We start from the raw sequence: 15,622 nt of genomic DNA, 5'->3' as shown, positions 1-15,622 counted from the left end.
TCGGTCAGGCGCGGCAGCGCAGCATCTCCAGCGGCGGGTTGTCGAGCAGGTCCGCCCAGAAGTCCGCGCCGTACTCGGCCACCCCGGCGTCGGACACCTCCAACGGCACCCAGGTCAGCTCGTCGAACCCGGCCGCCCGCAGGCACCGTTCGTAGACCTCCCGGCGCGGGCAGGTGGCGCCGAACGTGACCGGCGGGTCGAGCAGCGCCGTGGTCCTTACCCGTGGTCCGGCCTCGGCCTGCTCACCGGTCAGTTCGGTGCGGAAACCGTACTTGTCCAGGGGCGGCCCGTCGAAGCGGTAGTCGGGTCTCTGGGCGAGCACGAAGAACTCGCCTCCGGGCACCAGGCTCCGGTGCACGTTGCGGCACATCCGCTCCATGGCGGCGACGTCCTCGGCGTAGTTGAGCAGCTGGACCGCCAGGGCGACGTCGAAGCGGCGGTCGAGGGGGCGCAGCTCGGACACGTCGCCCACCTCGTAGCGCACGCCCAGCGGATCGCGCTCCTCCAGCTCCCGTGCGACGGCGACCATCTCGGTGGAGATGTCGACCCCGAGCACCCGCGTGGCGCCGCGCCGCCTGAACTCCCTGCTGTAGAAGCCGGTGCCGGAGGCCAGGTCCAGGACCGACTTTCCGCGCACGTCCCCGACCAGGGCCAGGAAGCTGGGCACCTCCGCGTAGTGCGCCAACGGCAGGGCCTTGAAGCCCTCGAACGCCTCACCGATCTCGTCGTACTGCTGCACGCTCACCGGGTTGTCCTCCCCTGTGCTTGGTGATGTCCCTGTGGCGTCGGTCCCCGCCCTCAGGACGCGCCGCAGCCTGTGCCGGGCAGTCTTGCGCACACCGGGAGAGCCGCCGTAGTGGCGTAAGCCACGAAGATGTGGACGCCGTTCTGGCTCGGTGTACGAGCGGGGGTCGGGTTCGCGCAGATGAGGGCGGTGTTCGCCCCCGGCCGCCCGGACGCCCACGAGGAGCCGCGTATCTGGTCTGCTGTCACAGCAGCAGGGCGAGGAAGCCGAGGACGTAACTGGCGGCGAAGATGAGCGGTACGCTCTGTTCCACCTGAGTCAGCGGTAGGTACCTCCGCCAGTCTCGGCCCTCGCCCAGGGCGAGCCATTCCCCCTCCGAGTAGGTCAGGGCCGGGAGCCTCTTCTCCAACGCGCCGATCACGGTGTACTTGGCGGAGTTGAGCTGCCGGTAGGAGCGCACCGTGAAGAACCAGGTCAGGCACTGCGTCAGCAGGATGACCAGCCCGGCGGCGAGGAGCGGTGCCGCGACGTCGTGCCAGGCGGGTCCGGCCAGTGTCGCCAGGGCGGTGACCACCGCGGAGTTCAACGTCAGAAAGAAGGTGTTGGTCAGGCTGCGCCGGGCACTGATCCGGTCGGCCATCTCGACGTAGGTCTTGTACTGGTCGAGTACCGCGTTCTGGTACTTCTCCCCCAGGTTCGCGTACGCCGTCGGACCGATGTCGTCGTTCCAGAGCCTGCGATCGAGATCGTCCATCGGAGCGGATGTCCTTCCACGGGGGGCGGTTCGCGTCAGCGGTACGTCCGCCCCCGAGAGGGCGGCGCGGGCGGGGGCAGACGGGACAGGGGACCCAGTACCGGTTTCAGTTCGCGGCGGACCAGTCGGCGCACGGTCCAGATCAGACGTACGCGTGGCACGACCGGTTCGAAGGGGATGAGCGTCGCCCGCCAGGCGTGGTCGAAGACGATGCTCGCCCTGAGCGGAAGGTCCCAGCTTCTCCGCGTGCGCGTGCGCGGTGGCGGCAGGTCCGGCAGTCGGGGGAGCGGTGGCCACGCCCCCTCCCGGAAGGGACCCGCCTCCCGGTCCGACCTGGCGGCGTACTCCTCGGCGACGGCGGCGCGGAACGTGTCGTACTCCTCGGTCGTGCAGTTGACCAACAGCACCAGCCGGATGGGGGAGAGCGTCCGCAGCGTCTCGGTGAACTCCCAGACCGTCCCCGGCCCCTGGGCCGCCGACATCACCACCACGTGGGCGCCCTGGATCAGCGCGCTCACCGTGTCCTGCCAGTCGTCGAGGGGGAGGTAGCCGCGTTGGGCTCCGAGCAGGGGCAGGCGCTCCCCTGGTTGTCCGACCGCGATGACCCGGCCCAGGTGGGAGACCTGGCGGATCAGGAACTCCTCCTGTGTCCGTCCTGGGACCTCGAAGGGGGAACCCATCAGGAATCCGGGAGCTTGGGGGGTGGGCCGGGCCATCTGGGTGTCGAGGGCGAAGGACCGCAGGTAGAGCACGTAGCGCACCCCCGCGAGCTGCTCGAAGGAGGTGATGGTCCTGGCGCGGTGCCGGGCTCCCCGCACGAGGAGGGGATAGGACCAGCCGAAGAGCAGCCCCCCGAACACCAGGACCACGAGCAGGATCACCAGGCGCAACCATGAGGGCAGGGCCGCCACGGCCTCGCCCGGTTCGGTCACCAAGGGCCTGACCAGCGTGTATCCGCTAGAGGCCACCATCATGCCCAGAATACGCAGTGCCCAGCCCAGGCAGGTCAGCACGAGGCCCAGGGCGGGGTTACGGTTCTGGTCGGAGACCGTCCCCGCAGACCGCGGGTTCGTGTCCATGACGCTCCTGGGGGCGAGGACAGGCCGAGCATCGCCCGTGAGGGGCGTCGCGAAGGTGACCCAACATCTACCAGTCACCGCTGTCGGCCACCACCCGTGTGGCCGACAGCGGCCACGGAGGCGGCGTGGTACAGCGAAAACGGTTTGCCCTCCGACCAGGGAGGACGCCAGGCTTTCCGCCATGCAGATCCCCCGACACCAGATCCGTGCCCGGTTCACCGACGAGACGGTCACCGTGTACCAGGCATACGCGCCCGCCATCGGCGGACCCGCCGCACGGGAGGGCCGTTTCCCGTCGACGTGGAGACGCGGACGGATGACCTGGATCAAACCCTCGTACCTGTGGATGGCCTATCGGTGCGGATGGGGTCGCAAGGAGAACCAGGAGACCGTCCTGGCCGTGGAGATCACCCGCGCGGGCTTCGAGTGGGCGCTGCGCAACGCCTGCCTGTCGCACTTCGACCCCCGGGTCCACCCCGACCGCGACGCCTGGCGCGCGCGGCTCCGGACGAGCCCCGCGCGGGTGCAGTGGGACCCCGAGCGCGACCTGCGTCTGCGCCCGCTCGACCACCGCTCCCTCCAGTTGGGGCTGTCGGGGCTGGCCTCCCACCGCTACGCCGACGAGTGGATCGTGGGCGTCACCGACGTCACGCCGCTCACCCACCGGATCCACGCCCTGGTGCGCGCGGGCGACGTGGAGGAGGCCGCGGCGCGGCTGCCCGAGGAGCGCCCCTACCCGGTGCCCGACGGGACCCTGGACCACCTGGTCCCGACCGTGCGCCCGACGGCCTGACCGGTCCGGGGCGGCCGGGGCGCGGGGTGGGCGCGCCCCGGCCGCCCCGGGGATCACTCGAAGACCGGCTCGCCCTCACGCACCAGACGCCAGTTGACGGTGTGGAACTCCGCCGGGTCGATGGTCCCGCGCGCCGTGGCGTGGTCGATCAGCGCCTGGCGCACCTCCACCTGCCGGTTGTAGACCACCGGCGCGTCGGCGATGTGGGGGAAGTTCCCTCCGCCGGACTGCCGGTAGTTGTTCACGGCCATCACGAACCGCTGGTCGTCGGCCACCTCCCGGCCGTCCAGGGTGAGCGAGGTGATCCGCTCGCCCTCCGGGCGGGAGATGTCGATGTCGTAGACCAGTCCCGCGATCTGGTCGAAGTTGTAGTCCGGGGTGCCGCCCGCGTTGGTGATGGCCTCCGGATCGACCCGCTCGCCCGGGGCGACCCGGGCGAAGTACCGCGCCGCGTGCTCCAGGTAGTCCCGTACCTGGGCTCCGGTCAGCTCGCTGGCCAGCAGCGTGTTGTCGTAGATGTACAGACCCGCCATGTCACGGATCGAGACGTCCCCGGCGGGGAAGACCGCCGACCGGTTGAACGGCGCCGCGATCGAGATGACCGGCAGCTCGCCCTCGGGGGTGCCCCGAAGGGCCGCGCGGACCGTCTCGGTCTGCACGTGCTGGATGTAGTCCACGATCGCGGTGTCGCGCCAGCACGCCTCGGCCGCGCTCAGCTCCTCCACCGAGGTGGCGATCACCTGGTTGACGTAGGACACCGCGGTGGCGTGCTGGTCCTGTACGGCCGCCACGACCCGGGGGTCCTCCTCGACCGTGTTGGCGTTCAGGGCCACCGCGCTCTTAGACACCACCCGCCAGCGTCCCCGTTCGCGGCGCAGAGCCAGGTCCATGACCGACAGTCGGCGTCCCCAGTACGACGGCATCGACATGAGCACCCGCTCGCCGGTGACCCGGTTGGTCACGAACCGTTCGGGCACGTCCCGGTGGGCGTGCCCGAACAGGATCGCGTCGATGCCGGGGACCTGCTCGGCGACCATCGCGGAGGCGTTCTCCACCGGCAGGTCGTCACCGTAGGAGGAGGTGCCGCTGTCCCCGGAGTGGGCGCTGACGATGACGACGTCTGCGCCGTGCGCCCGCATGACCGGCACCCAGTGGGCGGCGCTCTCCACCAGGTCGCGGAACTCCAGCTTGCCCTCGACGTGGCGCCTGTCCCACAGGATGGAGCCGGGGTTGGTCAGCCCGAGCACACCGACCACCAGCGGCTGTCTGCCCGGCTTGTCGGTGGTCTCCACGTGCATGCGCCTGAGGACGTAGGGCCGGTAGGCCGGGTCGTCGGTGCCGTGGTGGACGGCGTTGGCGCCCAGTACCGGGGCGTCCATCTGTTCGATCCAGGCGTTCAGGTGGTCGATGCCGTAGTTGAACTCGTGGTTGCCCAGGACCACCGCGTCGTATCCGACGGCGTTCATCGCGCGCGCCATCGGGTGGATCTCACCGGTCTCGGTGAACGGTTCGACGGTGTTGTAGTAGGTGGCCAGGGAGGAGCCCTGGATGGTGTCCCCGGAGTCGAACAGCAGGGTGTTGCCGCGGCCTCGCTCGGCGCGGATCCGCTCGATGAGGCTGGCGGCCTTGGCGATGCCGATGTGGTCGCCGGCGGCGTTGGTGTACTCCGCGTCTTTGAAGTAGTCCCAGTTGAGGCAGTATCCGTGCAGGTCGGAGGTGCCCATCACGGTGATGAGGGCGTCCCTGGCCGAGGAGGCGGCGGCCGTGTCGGGCCATCCGGCCACCGCCAGCGCGCTCGCGGCGCTGAGCGCGCCGATGGCGCCGCGTCGGGACATGCGGGGGTCCTCGGCCATGTGCGTCCACCTCCGGGGTGTGGGGGTCACGAAGTCATCCAGGTTAGGGATCGCGGTGGTGCGGTGGAAGTGGGCGCGTGTGAACGGACGGTGCACGTTCCACGCCCTGGGGGTGCCGAGGCCGGCGGGGCGGCGGGCTCGGGGTCAGGCGGCGACCGTCGGGGCGATGCGCTCCAGTTCGGCGAGCGCGGCGGCGACGGCCGGGCGGTCGCGCCCGCCCTCACGGGTGCAGGTGATCAGTTTGCGGGCCGGGGCGGGTGTCCCCTCCAGGCGCAGTCGGGTGACCGGCAGGTGCGGGGAGAACTCGGCGAGCCGGGGGATGAGCGCGACCCCCAGCCCCTGGGCGACGACGCTGGCGACCGCGCCCCAGTCCAGGACCCGGTGGGTGCCGTTGGGGGTGAAACCCGCCGCTCCGCACGCCGACATCGCGTGCGCGTGGCAGGTCGTCCCGGGCGCGGGCAGGACCCAGTCCTCTCCGGCGGCCTCGGCCAGGGGCATCGTCGTGCGGGTGGCCAGCGGGTGGTCGTTGGGTACGAGCAGGTCGAGGACGTCGTCCATGAGGGGTGACTGGTCGAACCGGGTGTCGGTGACCGGCGGGATGTCGGGGGCGGCCTCGATGACGGCGAGGTCGGCCTCTCCCCGGAAGAGCAGGTCCAGGCACTCCGCCGGTTCGGCCTCGGTGAGGCGTATGTCCAGGCGGGGGTGGGCGGCGCCCAGGGCGGCGGCCATCGGGGCGAGCAGCCGGGCCAGGGCGACGGGGAAGGCCGCCGCGTTCAGTGGCCCGGCGGGTGCGTCGGACCGGTCGCGCAGATCGGTTTCGGCGAGTTCCCAGCGCGCCTCGATGGCGTCCGCGTGTTCGAGCAGGGTGCGGGCGGCCGGGGTCAGGCGCACGCCTCGGCCGTGGGGTTCGAGGAGGGTGACGTCGAGTTCGCGTCCGAGTTGCCGGATCTGCTGGGAGGCTGCCGAGGGCGTGAAGTGCAGCGCCCGTGCGGCCGCGGTGACCGTTCCGTAGTGGGACACGGCCCGCAGGATACGCAGTCGCCGAAGATCGATCATGTAGGGAATTCTTCAAGGTCGCGTGAAAAAACTCAACCTGGACATTGATACTCGGGCGCGTCGATGCTGGAGGCGGACCGACCGCAACGTCGACCCGAGGAACGCGAGGTGTCCGATGACGACGCACTGCCCCCACTGCGGGTGGCCCGACTCCCAGCCGTTCAGCGTGCTGTCCCGGCACGCCACGGCCGCGGGGATGACCGTGTGGGTCCGGTGCGCCTGCGGCTCGGCGCAGATCCGCGAGGTCGGCCCGGGCGGGGCGCGGGTCGTCTCCCGGGGGCGACCGGACCCGGACCCGGACGCGGCCGGGTCGCGGTGCCCGACCTGACGGCGTGGGCGGGCGTTGAGGCCGCGTGCGTCGGCACGGCCACGCCCCCGTTGAGGCGTCCGTCCCCCGAGTTCGGGTGCGGGGCCTGGCCGGAGACGGCCGACGGCGGAGAGGCGAGTACGGCACCGGGCCCGGAACGGTTGCCTGAGGCGGTGGAACCGCCGGACAATGGTGGAAGACCCGGGAAGCCTCGGGCTCCGCACCGATGTCGCGCGAACGAGGCAGAGGAGGGTTCCCATGACCTCCCCGCCACACGCGGAGAGCCGTTCCGCCGATCCGACGATCTACCGCTCTCCGGCGGACGCCATCGCGGCGCCCCCAGAGGAGCTCGCCTACCTCGTCGGATTCGACCGCGCCGCGCACCGTCCCGACGCCCTGTTCACGGTGTGCACCGACCCGGCCTCGACGTCCTACGGTCAGGTACTCAGCGTCACGGAGATGCCCAACCTCGGTGACGAACTGCACCACTTCGGCTGGAACGCCTGCTCCAGCGCGCTGGCTCACGCGGGGCACCAGCACGCCGAGCGCCGGTACCTGTTGATCCCCGGGCTGCGCTCCTCACGGCTGTACGTCCTCGACACCCGGCCCGACCCCACCCACCCCCGCCTGGTCAAGATCGTGGAACCGGCCGAACTCGCCGAGAGGGCCGGTTACTCCCGTCCGCACACCCTCCACTGCGGGCCGGACGGGGTCTTCCTGTCCTGCCTGGGCGGCGCGGACGGCAACGACGGACCCGGCGGGGTCGCCCTGCTCGACCACACCACCTTCGAGGTGCTGCGCGCCTGGGAGACCCGACGGGGCCCGCAGCGCCTGGCGTACGACGTCTGGTGGCATCTGCGCCACGGCGTCGCGGTGACCAGCGAGTGGGGCACCCCCTCGATGGTCGAGGACGGCCTCGATCCGCAGCTCCTGCTCGGGCGCGCGTACGGTCACGCGCTGCACTTCTGGGACCTGGCGTCCGGCCGGCACCGGCAGCGCGTGGACCTGGGGGATGAGCACCAGATGGTGCTGGAGCTGCGTCCCGCCCACGATCCGGAGGCGGACTGGGGATTCGCCTCGGTCGTCGTCAGCCTCGTGGACCTGTCGGCCTCGGTGTGGCTGTGGCACCGCGACGGTGACGCCTTCTCGGTCCGGAAGGTGATCACGGTTCCCGCCGAGCCGGCCGACCCCGAACGGCTTCCCCCGGTGCTACGGCCGTTCGGCGCGGTTCCTCCGCTGGTCACCGACATCGACCTGTCGGTCGACGACCGGTGGTTGTACGTCTCGGCGTGGGGGACGGGGGAGTTGATCCAGTACGACGTCACGGATCCCTTCGAGCCCCGGCGCACCGACTCGGTCCGGTTGGGCGGGATCGTCGACGGCGGCGCGCACCCGTCGGCGCCGGAGACCCCGCTGACGGGAGGTGCCCAGATGGTCGAGGTCAGTCGGGACGGGAGGCGCGTCTACCTGACGAACTCCCTCTACGGCTCCTGGGACGACCAGTTCCACCCCGACGGCATCGACCCCTGGATGGTCAAACTCGACGCTGACACCGACAGGGGAGGGCTCCGGGTCGACCAGAACTTCTTCCCGCACGACGGGGACTTCGCGGGGCGGCGCGTCCACCAGACACGCCTGGCCGGTGGAGACGCCTCCTCGGACTCGTACTGCTACCGGTGACGGGATCGGGTCCCGCCCGCCGGCCGGCTCCCCGGTGAGGGGGCACCGGGTCGGGAACGGTCGACGCCCGGGGGACCGGGCGGCGGCACCCGGCCGTGTTCGGGGTTGTCCACAGGCGCGCAGCGTGGACGTGGGCACCTGACCAGCGACCGCGATACGGTTACGAACATGGGTAACACACCGACCAGGCCGTCCACGTCGGCCGAGGACTACGTGAAGGTCATCTACGACCTCCAGGAGCGCGGCACCGGACCGGTGACGATCTCCGGGATGGCCGAGCGCCTGTCGGTGTCCAACTCGTCCGTGTCCGGAATGCTGCGCAAGCTCAACGAACTCGGCTTCGTCGAGCACCAAAGGTACGGGGCGGTCAGCCTCACCGAGGCCGGGACCAGGGCGGCGCTGTCGGTGCTGCGGCGGCACCGGTTGCTGGAGACCTACCTGGTGGCCGAGCTCGGCTACTCGTGGGACGAGGTGCACGACGAGGCCGAGATCCTCGAACACGTGGTGTCGGACAAGTTCGTCGACCGGATCGCCGCCCACCTGGGCGACCCGGTCGTGGATCCGCACGGTGACCCGATCCCCACCCGGGAGGGGAACATCGTCGAACGTGAGTCGGTACTGCTGTCCGACGCCGAGGAGGGCACCCGGGGGGTCATCGTCCGGGTCAACGACAACGATCCCGACCTGCTGCGCTACCTGGCCGACATCGACATCGGCATCGGGATGACCGTGGAGGTGGTCGAGCGCCAGCCCTTCGCCGGGTCGATCCAGATCACCGTGCGCCCCGGCGAGGGGGTGCCCGAGCGGGCGCAGGCCCTGGGCCTGGTGGCCGCCGAAGCGCTGTGGATCTCCCCGGACACCAAGTAGCGGACGCCGAGGGACGCAGACCCCGCTGGAGGGCGCCGGGATCAATGTTCGAGGAGAGCGCGGACGGTGAGCGGTCCTCCGGCGTCGCCCTCCCAGTCCCAGTACAGGGCGAGGGTGTCGACGATGCGCAGGCCGTAGCCGCCGACCGCCAGCGGTTCGGGGTCGCGCATCCGGGGGAAGGACGGGTGCGGTTCCCCCGGGCGGGGGCCGTCGTCGGTGACGCGGACCACCAGCTGGAAGCGCAGACGTTCGATCTCGATGAGCGTGGTGCCGCCGGGCAGGCCGGAGGCGGTGTGCCGGTGGGAGTTGGTGACGAGCTCGGACACCACCGTCGTGACGTCCCGCGCCAGGCGGACTCCGGCGTGGGTCACCTGGGCGGCCCAGCGTCGGGCGACGGCGACGTCGCCGGGGTCGGAGCCGACCATGAGCCGGGAGGTGGTCGGGGTTCCGCGCAGGCGCCTGGGCAACCGTGGCGGTTCGGGAACCGGGGCGGTACAGTTCATTTGTCTTTCCTTTCTGTTTCGCCGGAAGTGAGACCACGCCCCGGGTCGGTCGAATCGGCGCCGGGGCTTCTCTGATTTGTCGTTTTTGTTCCGGACTGACCTCTCCCGACGAAGGGCGAACCGCGCCACCACCCCCGGAACCGGATCGCCTGCGGTTCCCTCGGCGGCACGCGTCCGACCCAAGACGGTTGGGACGGGTTCCCAAAACCGGGGGAATGCGACAGGATGGTTCCCTGCCGCACCCACCAGCTGGTATTACATCGTCCCGGCCGACAACTGCTTCTTCAATGACTTTCCAGAAAACGAAGGGCATCTGATGAAAGCAGTACAGGGAAGTAGAGCTTTGCTGTAAAGTTCTCCGCATGCCCGAGAACGTGATGACAGCATGGGTCACCTTCGGCAAGGAACTCCGCCGCCTCCGTGAACGACAGGGGCTCACACTCGATCAGGCCGCCAAGGCGACGGGGTACGGCGCGTCAACCATCAGTAAATATGAAAACGCCTTTCGGGCGCCAAAACAGGACTTTCTGAACGAGGCGGAGGCCCTGTTCGGTACGAACGGCGACCTCCTGCGCCGCTGGACGGAGGCGAAGCGCGCGGAGGACGATCCCGACTGGCACCGCAAGATCGTGACCGCCGAGGAGCAGTGCTCGGGGATCAAGATGTGGAACCCGGGCCTGATTCCTGGCATGCTCCAGACGCCGGAGTACGCCTGGCAGATCTTCCGGGACGGAGGACCGCTCGACTCCGAGGAGGAGATCGAACGACTCGTGCGCCTTCGGGTCAGCCGGCTCGACACGCTCCGCGAGATGAGCAACCCCCGCCTGTTGGCCGTGGTCAGCGAGGCGGTCGTCCACGCGCGCGTCGGATCCCCCGGCGTCATGAGGAAGCAGTTGGAGCATCTCCTGGCGCTGGACGCCGACGGAACCGCGAGAGTCCTTGTCCTGCCCGCGAACACCCCGTACTACGGTGGCGCTGCCGGTGCGTTCCGGCTGCTGGAGTTCCGGGACCGCCCCACCCTGGTCCAGGTCGAGCACGCGTCCGGCGGCGAACTCCTCGGCGGTGACGTGGTCGTTCGCCTGAGCTCCGTGTACGGGGAACTGCAGACGTGGGCGCTACCCCCGGTGGCGTCGCGTGAAGTGATGATGAGGGCCATAGGAGGCTTGGAGTGACCAACCGGACCGGCGAGTGGCACAAGTCCAGCTACAGCGGCGCACGGAGCGAGTGCGTCGAGGTCAAAGAGGGGGCGCGCGTCCTGGTCCGCGACACCCGGCACCGGGAGCTGGGACACCTCGGCTTCGTCCCCCGCGAGTGGGCCGCGCTCGTGACCTCGGTACGCGTGGCCGAGTAGGCGATCCGGGCTCGGCGCCCGTCGGACCGACCACGGCCGGCGCCGAGCCCCTTGCGCACCCAGCGCGGTGTCGAGCGGCTCCACCAACTGCTCGCGGCCGCGGCCGCTTCGTCGAGGTGTACGCCGAGGCTCCCGCCGACCTGCCCGAGCCGGAACGGACCCTCCACGCGCGCACGGACTTCGGTGTCGTGCGCGCCTACCGTTTCGCGGGCGGCGGTGACGCCCGCGCCCCTCGTGCTGCTGCCGGGGCGGGTGTGGTGGTCCTTCCGGCGGGACGTTCCGGCCCCTCAGGGCCGGGACGCGGACAGCCGGGTGCTGACCCCGCCGATCATCCTCGCGAACATCCGGGTCGCCGTGTCGCGGGGCATCAGAACGGCCGCGCGCAGAGCCGCCTCGCTCTGGAGGAGGGTCCGCGGCCCGGAGGTCGCGATGCCCTGGGTGGCCGACCTGGCGGCCCTCACGGCCTGACGGTCGCGACCGCGACCGTAGGCGCTCAGGGCCGCGGCCGGGTCGCCGTCGGCGCCGACCCCGTCGAGGGCGCGCAGCAGCGCCGCGACGTCCTCCAGCCCCTGTCCGGCGCCCTGGGCCAGGATGGGGGGCATCGTGTGCACCGCGTCGCCGATGAGGGCGCACCTGCCGCTCGACCACCGCAGCGGCACGGGGTGGAGCCGGTGCGGGAAGAGTTCGAGGTCCTTGGCCGTGAGCGCGCCCAGGAGCCGGGTGACGGGCGGCGCCCACGCCCGGTACCGGTGGCGCAGGAGGGTGAGCGCCTCCTCCGGGGCGGCCTGGCCGTCCTCCCGGCGCAGCCGGAAGTCGATGAGCCAGTTGACCTTTCCCTCCCCGGCGGGGTTGATCCCGACCCCGCCCTCCCGGCCGAGGAACATCAGGGCCCGGGAGCCGAGGTCGAACGGGGCGTCGACGAGGCCCTGCCAGGTGGCCACACCGGTCGGCCGCGCGGCCGGGCTCCGCCCGGACCCGAAGAGCGCCGCGCGCACCCGGGAGTTGACGCCGTCGGCGCCGACGAGCAGGTCGGCGGAGTACTCGGTGCCGTCCTCGGTCGCCACCCGCACGGTCCGGCCGTCGTCGTGGACGTGGGCGCAGCGGGCGCCGAAGCGGAAGATCTCTGCGGGCAGGTCCTCGACGAGGCGGGAGAGCAGCGTCGGGCGGGTGATCCCCACTGTCGGGGCGCCGAACCGCTCCTCCAGCCGCACGGTGTCCACGGACATCACCGGGCGTCCGCGGGAGCTGTGGACGGCGAGGGCCTCGATGCGTTCGCCCGCCCCGTCCAGGCGGACGCCGAGGTCGTCGAGGACCGCGGTGCCGTTGGGCCACAGGATGATCGCGCAGCCGGTGTCACGCAGGGCCGGTGCCCTCTCAAGGACGGTCACCTCGTGCCCCGCGGCCAGGAGCCCCCTGGCCGCCGCCGTTCCGGCGATTCCAGCCCCGACGATGAGCACGCGCATACCCGACCCCAAATTCTCGACATTGCGTAGTACTACACATAGTCGTATCGCTGGTTTCGGGGAGCGCGGACACCGGGGTGGGGAACACCCCTCCGCCTCGGTCGCGGGGTCGGCGCCGGACCGCGGCCGCCGTGCGCCCGCCACCGCGCGACGGCATCCGACGCCGAGCGGCCGAGCGCCTCAGCCTCGCGGGCGCACGCCGGGGGTGCCGGCGTCGATGACGAAGCGGGCGCGGTCGGTGATGGGGGCGCCGGGTGCGGAGACGTAGTCCACCACCCGGTAGTCGGCCGTCCACTCGGTGGGGGTGACGGTGTTGCGCACGTAGCCCCGGTTGCGGTTGATGAAGTGGATGTGCGGGTTCTCCCGGAGCTGGACGGCGTCGGTGGGCCGCTGGTCCTGCCCGTCCCGCCCGCTGGTGAAGGAGGTCCCGACCAGCTCGGTGGCGACGGTGGCGGAGTCCGGGTCGTCGAAGTCGGCCTTGACGTCGGCGACGTAGTTGGCGTGCACATCACCGGTGATCACCACGGGGTTGGCGATCGTGGCCAGGTGGTCGCGCACCCGGTCGCGCTCGACCCGGTAGTTGTCCCAGGCGTCGTTGCTGACGTTGACCGCGGCGCCGTCGGCGAAGTCGCGCTGGGAGAAGAACACCTGTTGGGCCAGAACGTTCCAGCGTGCCCGGGAGTCCGTGAGGCCGTCCAGGAGCCACTGGCGCTGCCGGGCTCCGAGCAGGGTGCGGTTCGGGTCGTCGCGGTCGGCGTCGGGGACCTGGACGTCCCGGTACTGGCGCGTGTCCAGCAGGTGCACGTCCACCAGGTCGCCGAAGTGGAGTCTGCGGTACAGCCGCAGGTCGGGGCCGGTCGGGCGCTGGGACCGGCGCAGGGGCATGTGTTCGTAGTAGGCCCGGAAGGCCGCCTGGCGCCGCAGGAGGAACCGTTCGGGGGGAACGTCCTCGCCGTAGGAGGTGTCGTCGGCCCAGTTGTTCTCCAGCTCGTGGTCGTCGAAGACCACGGCCCAGGGGAAGGCGGCGTGCGCGGCCTGCAGGTCGCCGTCGCTCTTGTACTGGGCGTGCCGTATCCGGTACTCGGCCAGGGTCCGGACCTCCCGGGGCGGATGGTGGCCGCGCCCGATCTCGCCCTGGTCACCGGTCTCGTAGATGTAGTCGCCCAGGAACGCGGCCAGGTCCAGGTCCTCCTCGGCCAGGTGGGCCTGGGCGGTGTAGTAGCCGTTGGTGTAGCTCTGGCAGCTGGCGAAGGCGAACGCGAACCGGTCCACCCGGGCGCCCGGCGCCGGGGCGGTCCTGGTCCGGCCCACGGGGCTGATCTCGCGGCCGCAGCGGAAGCGGTAGAAGTACTGGGCTCCGGGGCGCAGCCCCTGGACCTCCACGTGCACGGCGTGGGCCTGGTCGGGTTCGGCCAGCGCGGTTCCGGCGGCGCTGATCCGCCGGAACCGCTCGTCCTCGGAGACCTGCCACTGGACGGGGACACGCCAGTCGGGCATGCCGCCCCGGCCGTCCTCGGCCAGCGGTCGGGGCGCCAGCCGGGTCCAGAGCACGACGCTGTCGGGCAGGGGGTCGCCGGAGGCCACTCCCAGGGTGAACGGCTCGGAGATCCGGGGCGAGCGGGGGGTGGAGTCGGCTCGGGCCTCGGCGCCGCCGAGGGTCCCCAGGGCCGCGGCGCCCAGTCCGACCGCTCCGCCGACCAGGACCTGACGGCGGGTCGTCGTGTACGGGGAGGTCGAGGACGCCAGGAGGGCGGTGTCCGGGAGCGGGGAGGGGAACGAGTACGGGGCGGGGGTGTCGGGCATGCGGGCTCCTGGATGTGGGACGGCTCGCCGCCGGGGGGCGAAGGGGGCCGTTCACTATCCGGCCACGCGATGCGGTACACCCCAACCAGCGGACGGTGAACGTTGGTGGCGCCGTGGTGACGAACTGCTGACGCTCCGTCGTGGCGCGAACACGGGGGTCGTCACGGTGTGCGCCGTGCGTCCCGACCGCGGGCGTGACGTCCTGGTGGGACGCCGTGTGCCCGCACTGGTGGCGTTCGGTGTCGGTCCGCCCGCTCCGCCACATGCTAGATCGCTACTGTGTGAATCTAGATGATTACACGCCGTATTGGACTCGAACGCGGGTACGGCCCCTGCCCGGGGATCGGACCGTCATCCGACCTCCGGGCGCTCGGCGGTGGACACTCAGTCCTCAAAGACGCGGGTGGTGGCGGCGACGGGAGGCGGTGTGGGCGGGCGGCCCGTGAACGGCCGCTCGCCCAACAGGTACAGCCCGAGCAGGGACAGCCAGGTCAGTCCGCTGACCAGGCTCAGCCGCTGGAACAGCCCGCCGAGGGGCGCCCACCCCTCCGTCTGGGCGAAACCCAGGCTGGCCAGCACGAAGCACACCACGAAGACCACCGCGGTGAGCAGCGAGTACACGGCCCAACCGGGACGCCCCCAGCGGGCCATCGCGCGGGCCATGACGACCATGGCCACGGGCAGGCCCAGGAAGACGGGGGTGGAGAAGACGTCGTGGAGCACGCCGACGGGGGTGTACACGATCAGGTCGGGCGTGCCGGGAGGGTAGCCGCTGACCGGGTCGGTGACGAACACACCGGCACCGAATAGCCCGATCCCGTAGGCGCCCACCGCCAGGGGCGTCCACACCGAACCCGCGACCCGGCGGCGCTCCGGTCCGGCGGCCCGTTCCGGCGCCGTCACGGGACGAGGTCTGAGGGCGCGGCGCAGCCCCACCGCGTAGGCGAGGCCCAGGGTCCCGGCGACGAGGAAGTTGACCGTCTGCGCCCACCCGTACTCGCCCAGGACCAGACCGCTCACCGGGTGGCGGACCGGGTCGTAGTCGGGAAGGTGCACGGCACCGACCACGAGGAACCCGGCGACGAACGACGGCCCGGAGACCACCCCCGCCCACAGCAGCGCCCGCGTGGTCCGTGTGCCGTCCATACGTGCCTCCGATCGCGTCCGCCCCTGTGATCCGCGTGTCCCTGCCTACCGCATCGCGCCCGCACGGGAAAGACGGTCTCCTCCCACCCCGCGCCTCCGGTATAGGGTGGTGCCATGCGCAAGCGACATTGATCCCCCGACAGGGGCCGGTCGACGGCACACGCACGCGGACCACCGGGAGGACCCCACACCCGGTGTCCTTTGTCGTGCGACCGAAAGACC

15 protein-coding genes are annotated in these 15,622 nt (G+C 71.3%); 6 read left to right on the top strand and 9 right to left on the bottom strand.

Going from position 1 to position 15,622, the window contains the following annotated elements; genetic code table 11:
- Positions 1-4: 4 nt before the first annotated feature.
- From DVR05_RS17860 to DVR05_RS17850, 3 genes are all read right to left on the bottom strand, one after another.
- A complete protein-coding gene (locus DVR05_RS17860) occupies positions 5-745 on the bottom strand; it encodes a class I SAM-dependent methyltransferase (protein ID WP_116247016.1) in 741 nt (246 codons plus the stop codon).
- Positions 746-989: 244 nt separating this feature from the next.
- Positions 990-1,499 carry a hypothetical protein gene (locus DVR05_RS17855; RefSeq protein WP_116247015.1) on the bottom strand — a complete coding sequence of 170 codons (510 nt, stop codon included), beginning with the start codon at positions 1,497-1,499 and terminating at the stop codon, positions 990-992.
- Between the two features lie 35 nt (positions 1,500-1,534).
- Positions 1,535-2,578 carry a hypothetical protein gene (locus DVR05_RS17850; RefSeq protein WP_198659228.1) on the bottom strand — a complete coding sequence of 348 codons (1,044 nt, stop codon included), beginning with the start codon at positions 2,576-2,578 and terminating at the stop codon, positions 1,535-1,537.
- A gap of 181 nt (positions 2,579-2,759) precedes the next feature.
- Here DVR05_RS17850 and DVR05_RS17845 point away from each other — a divergent pair, with 181 nt between their 5' ends.
- On the top strand, positions 2,760-3,371 hold the full coding sequence (locus DVR05_RS17845) for a DUF4291 domain-containing protein (protein WP_116247014.1): 612 nt from the start codon (positions 2,760-2,762) through the stop codon (positions 3,369-3,371).
- A 53-nt stretch (positions 3,372-3,424) separates the two neighbouring features.
- On the opposite strand, the gene DVR05_RS17840 is transcribed toward DVR05_RS17845, so the two are convergent.
- Positions 3,425-5,224, bottom strand: coding sequence for a bifunctional UDP-sugar hydrolase/5'-nucleotidase (locus DVR05_RS17840; protein ID WP_116247080.1), 1,800 nt, complete (start codon positions 5,222-5,224; stop codon positions 3,425-3,427).
- 144 nt (positions 5,225-5,368) lie between these two features.
- Positions 5,369-6,280, bottom strand: coding sequence for a LysR family transcriptional regulator (locus DVR05_RS17835; RefSeq protein ID WP_116247013.1), 912 nt, complete (start codon positions 6,278-6,280; stop codon positions 5,369-5,371).
- A gap of 115 nt (positions 6,281-6,395) precedes the next feature.
- Here DVR05_RS17835 and DVR05_RS17830 point away from each other — a divergent pair, with 115 nt between their 5' ends.
- From DVR05_RS17830 to DVR05_RS17820, 3 genes are all read left to right on the top strand, one after another.
- Positions 6,396-6,608 (top strand): hypothetical protein, encoded by a 213-nt coding sequence (locus DVR05_RS17830; protein ID WP_116247012.1) that lies wholly within the window; start codon positions 6,396-6,398, stop codon positions 6,606-6,608.
- Positions 6,609-6,845: 237 nt separating this feature from the next.
- Positions 6,846-8,267, top strand: coding sequence for a selenium-binding protein SBP56-related protein (locus tag DVR05_RS17825; protein ID WP_116247011.1), 1,422 nt, complete (start codon positions 6,846-6,848; stop codon positions 8,265-8,267).
- Positions 8,268-8,435: 168 nt separating this feature from the next.
- The gene (locus DVR05_RS17820) at positions 8,436-9,134 is read left to right on the top strand and encodes a metal-dependent transcriptional regulator (protein WP_116247010.1); all 699 of its coding nucleotides are present in this window, start codon (positions 8,436-8,438) and stop codon (positions 9,132-9,134) included.
- A 41-nt stretch (positions 9,135-9,175) separates the two neighbouring features.
- Here the strand turns inward: DVR05_RS17820 and DVR05_RS17815 are convergent, their stop codons facing one another.
- Entirely contained in the window at positions 9,176-9,637 is a 462-nt protein-coding gene (locus tag DVR05_RS17815; protein ID WP_116247009.1) for an ATP-binding protein, read from the bottom strand.
- Positions 9,638-9,999: 362 nt separating this feature from the next.
- Between DVR05_RS17815 and DVR05_RS17810 the strand changes: the two genes are divergently transcribed.
- Both DVR05_RS17810 and DVR05_RS17805 read left to right on the top strand, forming a co-directional pair.
- Complete coding sequence (locus DVR05_RS17810; RefSeq protein WP_116247008.1) at positions 10,000-10,809, top strand: helix-turn-helix transcriptional regulator; 810 nt, start codon at positions 10,000-10,002, stop codon at positions 10,807-10,809.
- Positions 10,806-10,988, top strand: coding sequence for a DUF397 domain-containing protein (locus tag DVR05_RS17805; RefSeq protein WP_116247007.1), 183 nt, complete (start codon positions 10,806-10,808; stop codon positions 10,986-10,988). The genes DVR05_RS17810 and DVR05_RS17805 overlap by 4 nt, the downstream gene beginning before the upstream one ends.
- A 287-nt stretch (positions 10,989-11,275) precedes the next feature.
- Here the strand turns inward: DVR05_RS17805 and DVR05_RS17795 are convergent, their stop codons facing one another.
- The 3 genes from DVR05_RS17795 to DVR05_RS17785 all read right to left on the bottom strand — a co-directional run bounded on the left by DVR05_RS17795 (position 11,276) and on the right by DVR05_RS17785 (position 15,400).
- Positions 11,276-12,451, bottom strand: a complete 1,176-nt coding sequence (locus tag DVR05_RS17795; RefSeq protein ID WP_116247006.1) for an NAD(P)/FAD-dependent oxidoreductase — start codon at positions 12,449-12,451, stop codon at positions 11,276-11,278.
- Between the two features lie 180 nt (positions 12,452-12,631).
- Positions 12,632-14,254, bottom strand: a complete 1,623-nt coding sequence (locus DVR05_RS17790; protein ID WP_198659227.1) for an alkaline phosphatase — start codon at positions 14,252-14,254, stop codon at positions 12,632-12,634.
- Between the two features lie 384 nt (positions 14,255-14,638).
- Complete coding sequence (locus DVR05_RS17785; protein ID WP_116247005.1) at positions 14,639-15,400, bottom strand: DUF998 domain-containing protein; 762 nt, start codon at positions 15,398-15,400, stop codon at positions 14,639-14,641.
- Between the last annotated feature and the right edge of the window lie 222 nt (positions 15,401-15,622).

The organism is Nocardiopsis sp. FIRDI 009 (assembly GCF_003386285.1).
Lineage (GTDB): Bacteria > Actinomycetota > Actinomycetes > Streptosporangiales > Streptosporangiaceae > Nocardiopsis.
The sequence above is the reverse complement of the archived record's forward strand: the minus strand, read 5'-3'. Positions and strand labels throughout refer to the sequence as shown.

What these genes read in the sequence shown, in the direction of transcription:
- DVR05_RS17855 (WP_116247015.1), bottom strand. Translation starts at nt 1,499, where the DNA reads ATGGACGATCTCGATCGCAGGCTCTGGAACGACGACATCGGTCCGACG.
- DVR05_RS17850 (WP_198659228.1), bottom strand. Translation starts at nt 2,578, where the DNA reads ATGGACACGAACCCGCGGTCTGCGGGGACGGTCTCCGACCAGAACCGT.
- DVR05_RS17845 (WP_116247014.1), top strand. Translation starts at nt 2,760, where the DNA reads ATGCAGATCCCCCGACACCAGATCCGTGCCCGGTTCACCGACGAGACG.
- DVR05_RS17840 (WP_116247080.1), bottom strand. Translation starts at nt 5,224, where the DNA reads ATGGCCGAGGACCCCCGCATGTCCCGACGCGGCGCCATCGGCGCGCTC.
- DVR05_RS17835 (WP_116247013.1), bottom strand. Translation starts at nt 6,280, where the DNA reads ATGATCGATCTTCGGCGACTGCGTATCCTGCGGGCCGTGTCCCACTAC.
- DVR05_RS17830 (WP_116247012.1), top strand. Translation starts at nt 6,396, where the DNA reads ATGACGACGCACTGCCCCCACTGCGGGTGGCCCGACTCCCAGCCGTTC.
- DVR05_RS17825 (WP_116247011.1), top strand. Translation starts at nt 6,846, where the DNA reads ATGACCTCCCCGCCACACGCGGAGAGCCGTTCCGCCGATCCGACGATC.
- DVR05_RS17820 (WP_116247010.1), top strand. Translation starts at nt 8,436, where the DNA reads ATGGGTAACACACCGACCAGGCCGTCCACGTCGGCCGAGGACTACGTG.
- DVR05_RS17815 (WP_116247009.1), bottom strand. Translation starts at nt 9,637, where the DNA reads ATGAACTGTACCGCCCCGGTTCCCGAACCGCCACGGTTGCCCAGGCGC.
- DVR05_RS17810 (WP_116247008.1), top strand. Translation starts at nt 10,000, where the DNA reads ATGCCCGAGAACGTGATGACAGCATGGGTCACCTTCGGCAAGGAACTC.
- DVR05_RS17795 (WP_116247006.1), bottom strand. Translation starts at nt 12,451, where the DNA reads ATGCGCGTGCTCATCGTCGGGGCTGGAATCGCCGGAACGGCGGCGGCC.
- DVR05_RS17790 (WP_198659227.1), bottom strand. Translation starts at nt 14,254, where the DNA reads ATGCCCGACACCCCCGCCCCGTACTCGTTCCCCTCCCCGCTCCCGGAC.
- DVR05_RS17785 (WP_116247005.1), bottom strand. Translation starts at nt 15,400, where the DNA reads ATGGACGGCACACGGACCACGCGGGCGCTGCTGTGGGCGGGGGTGGTC.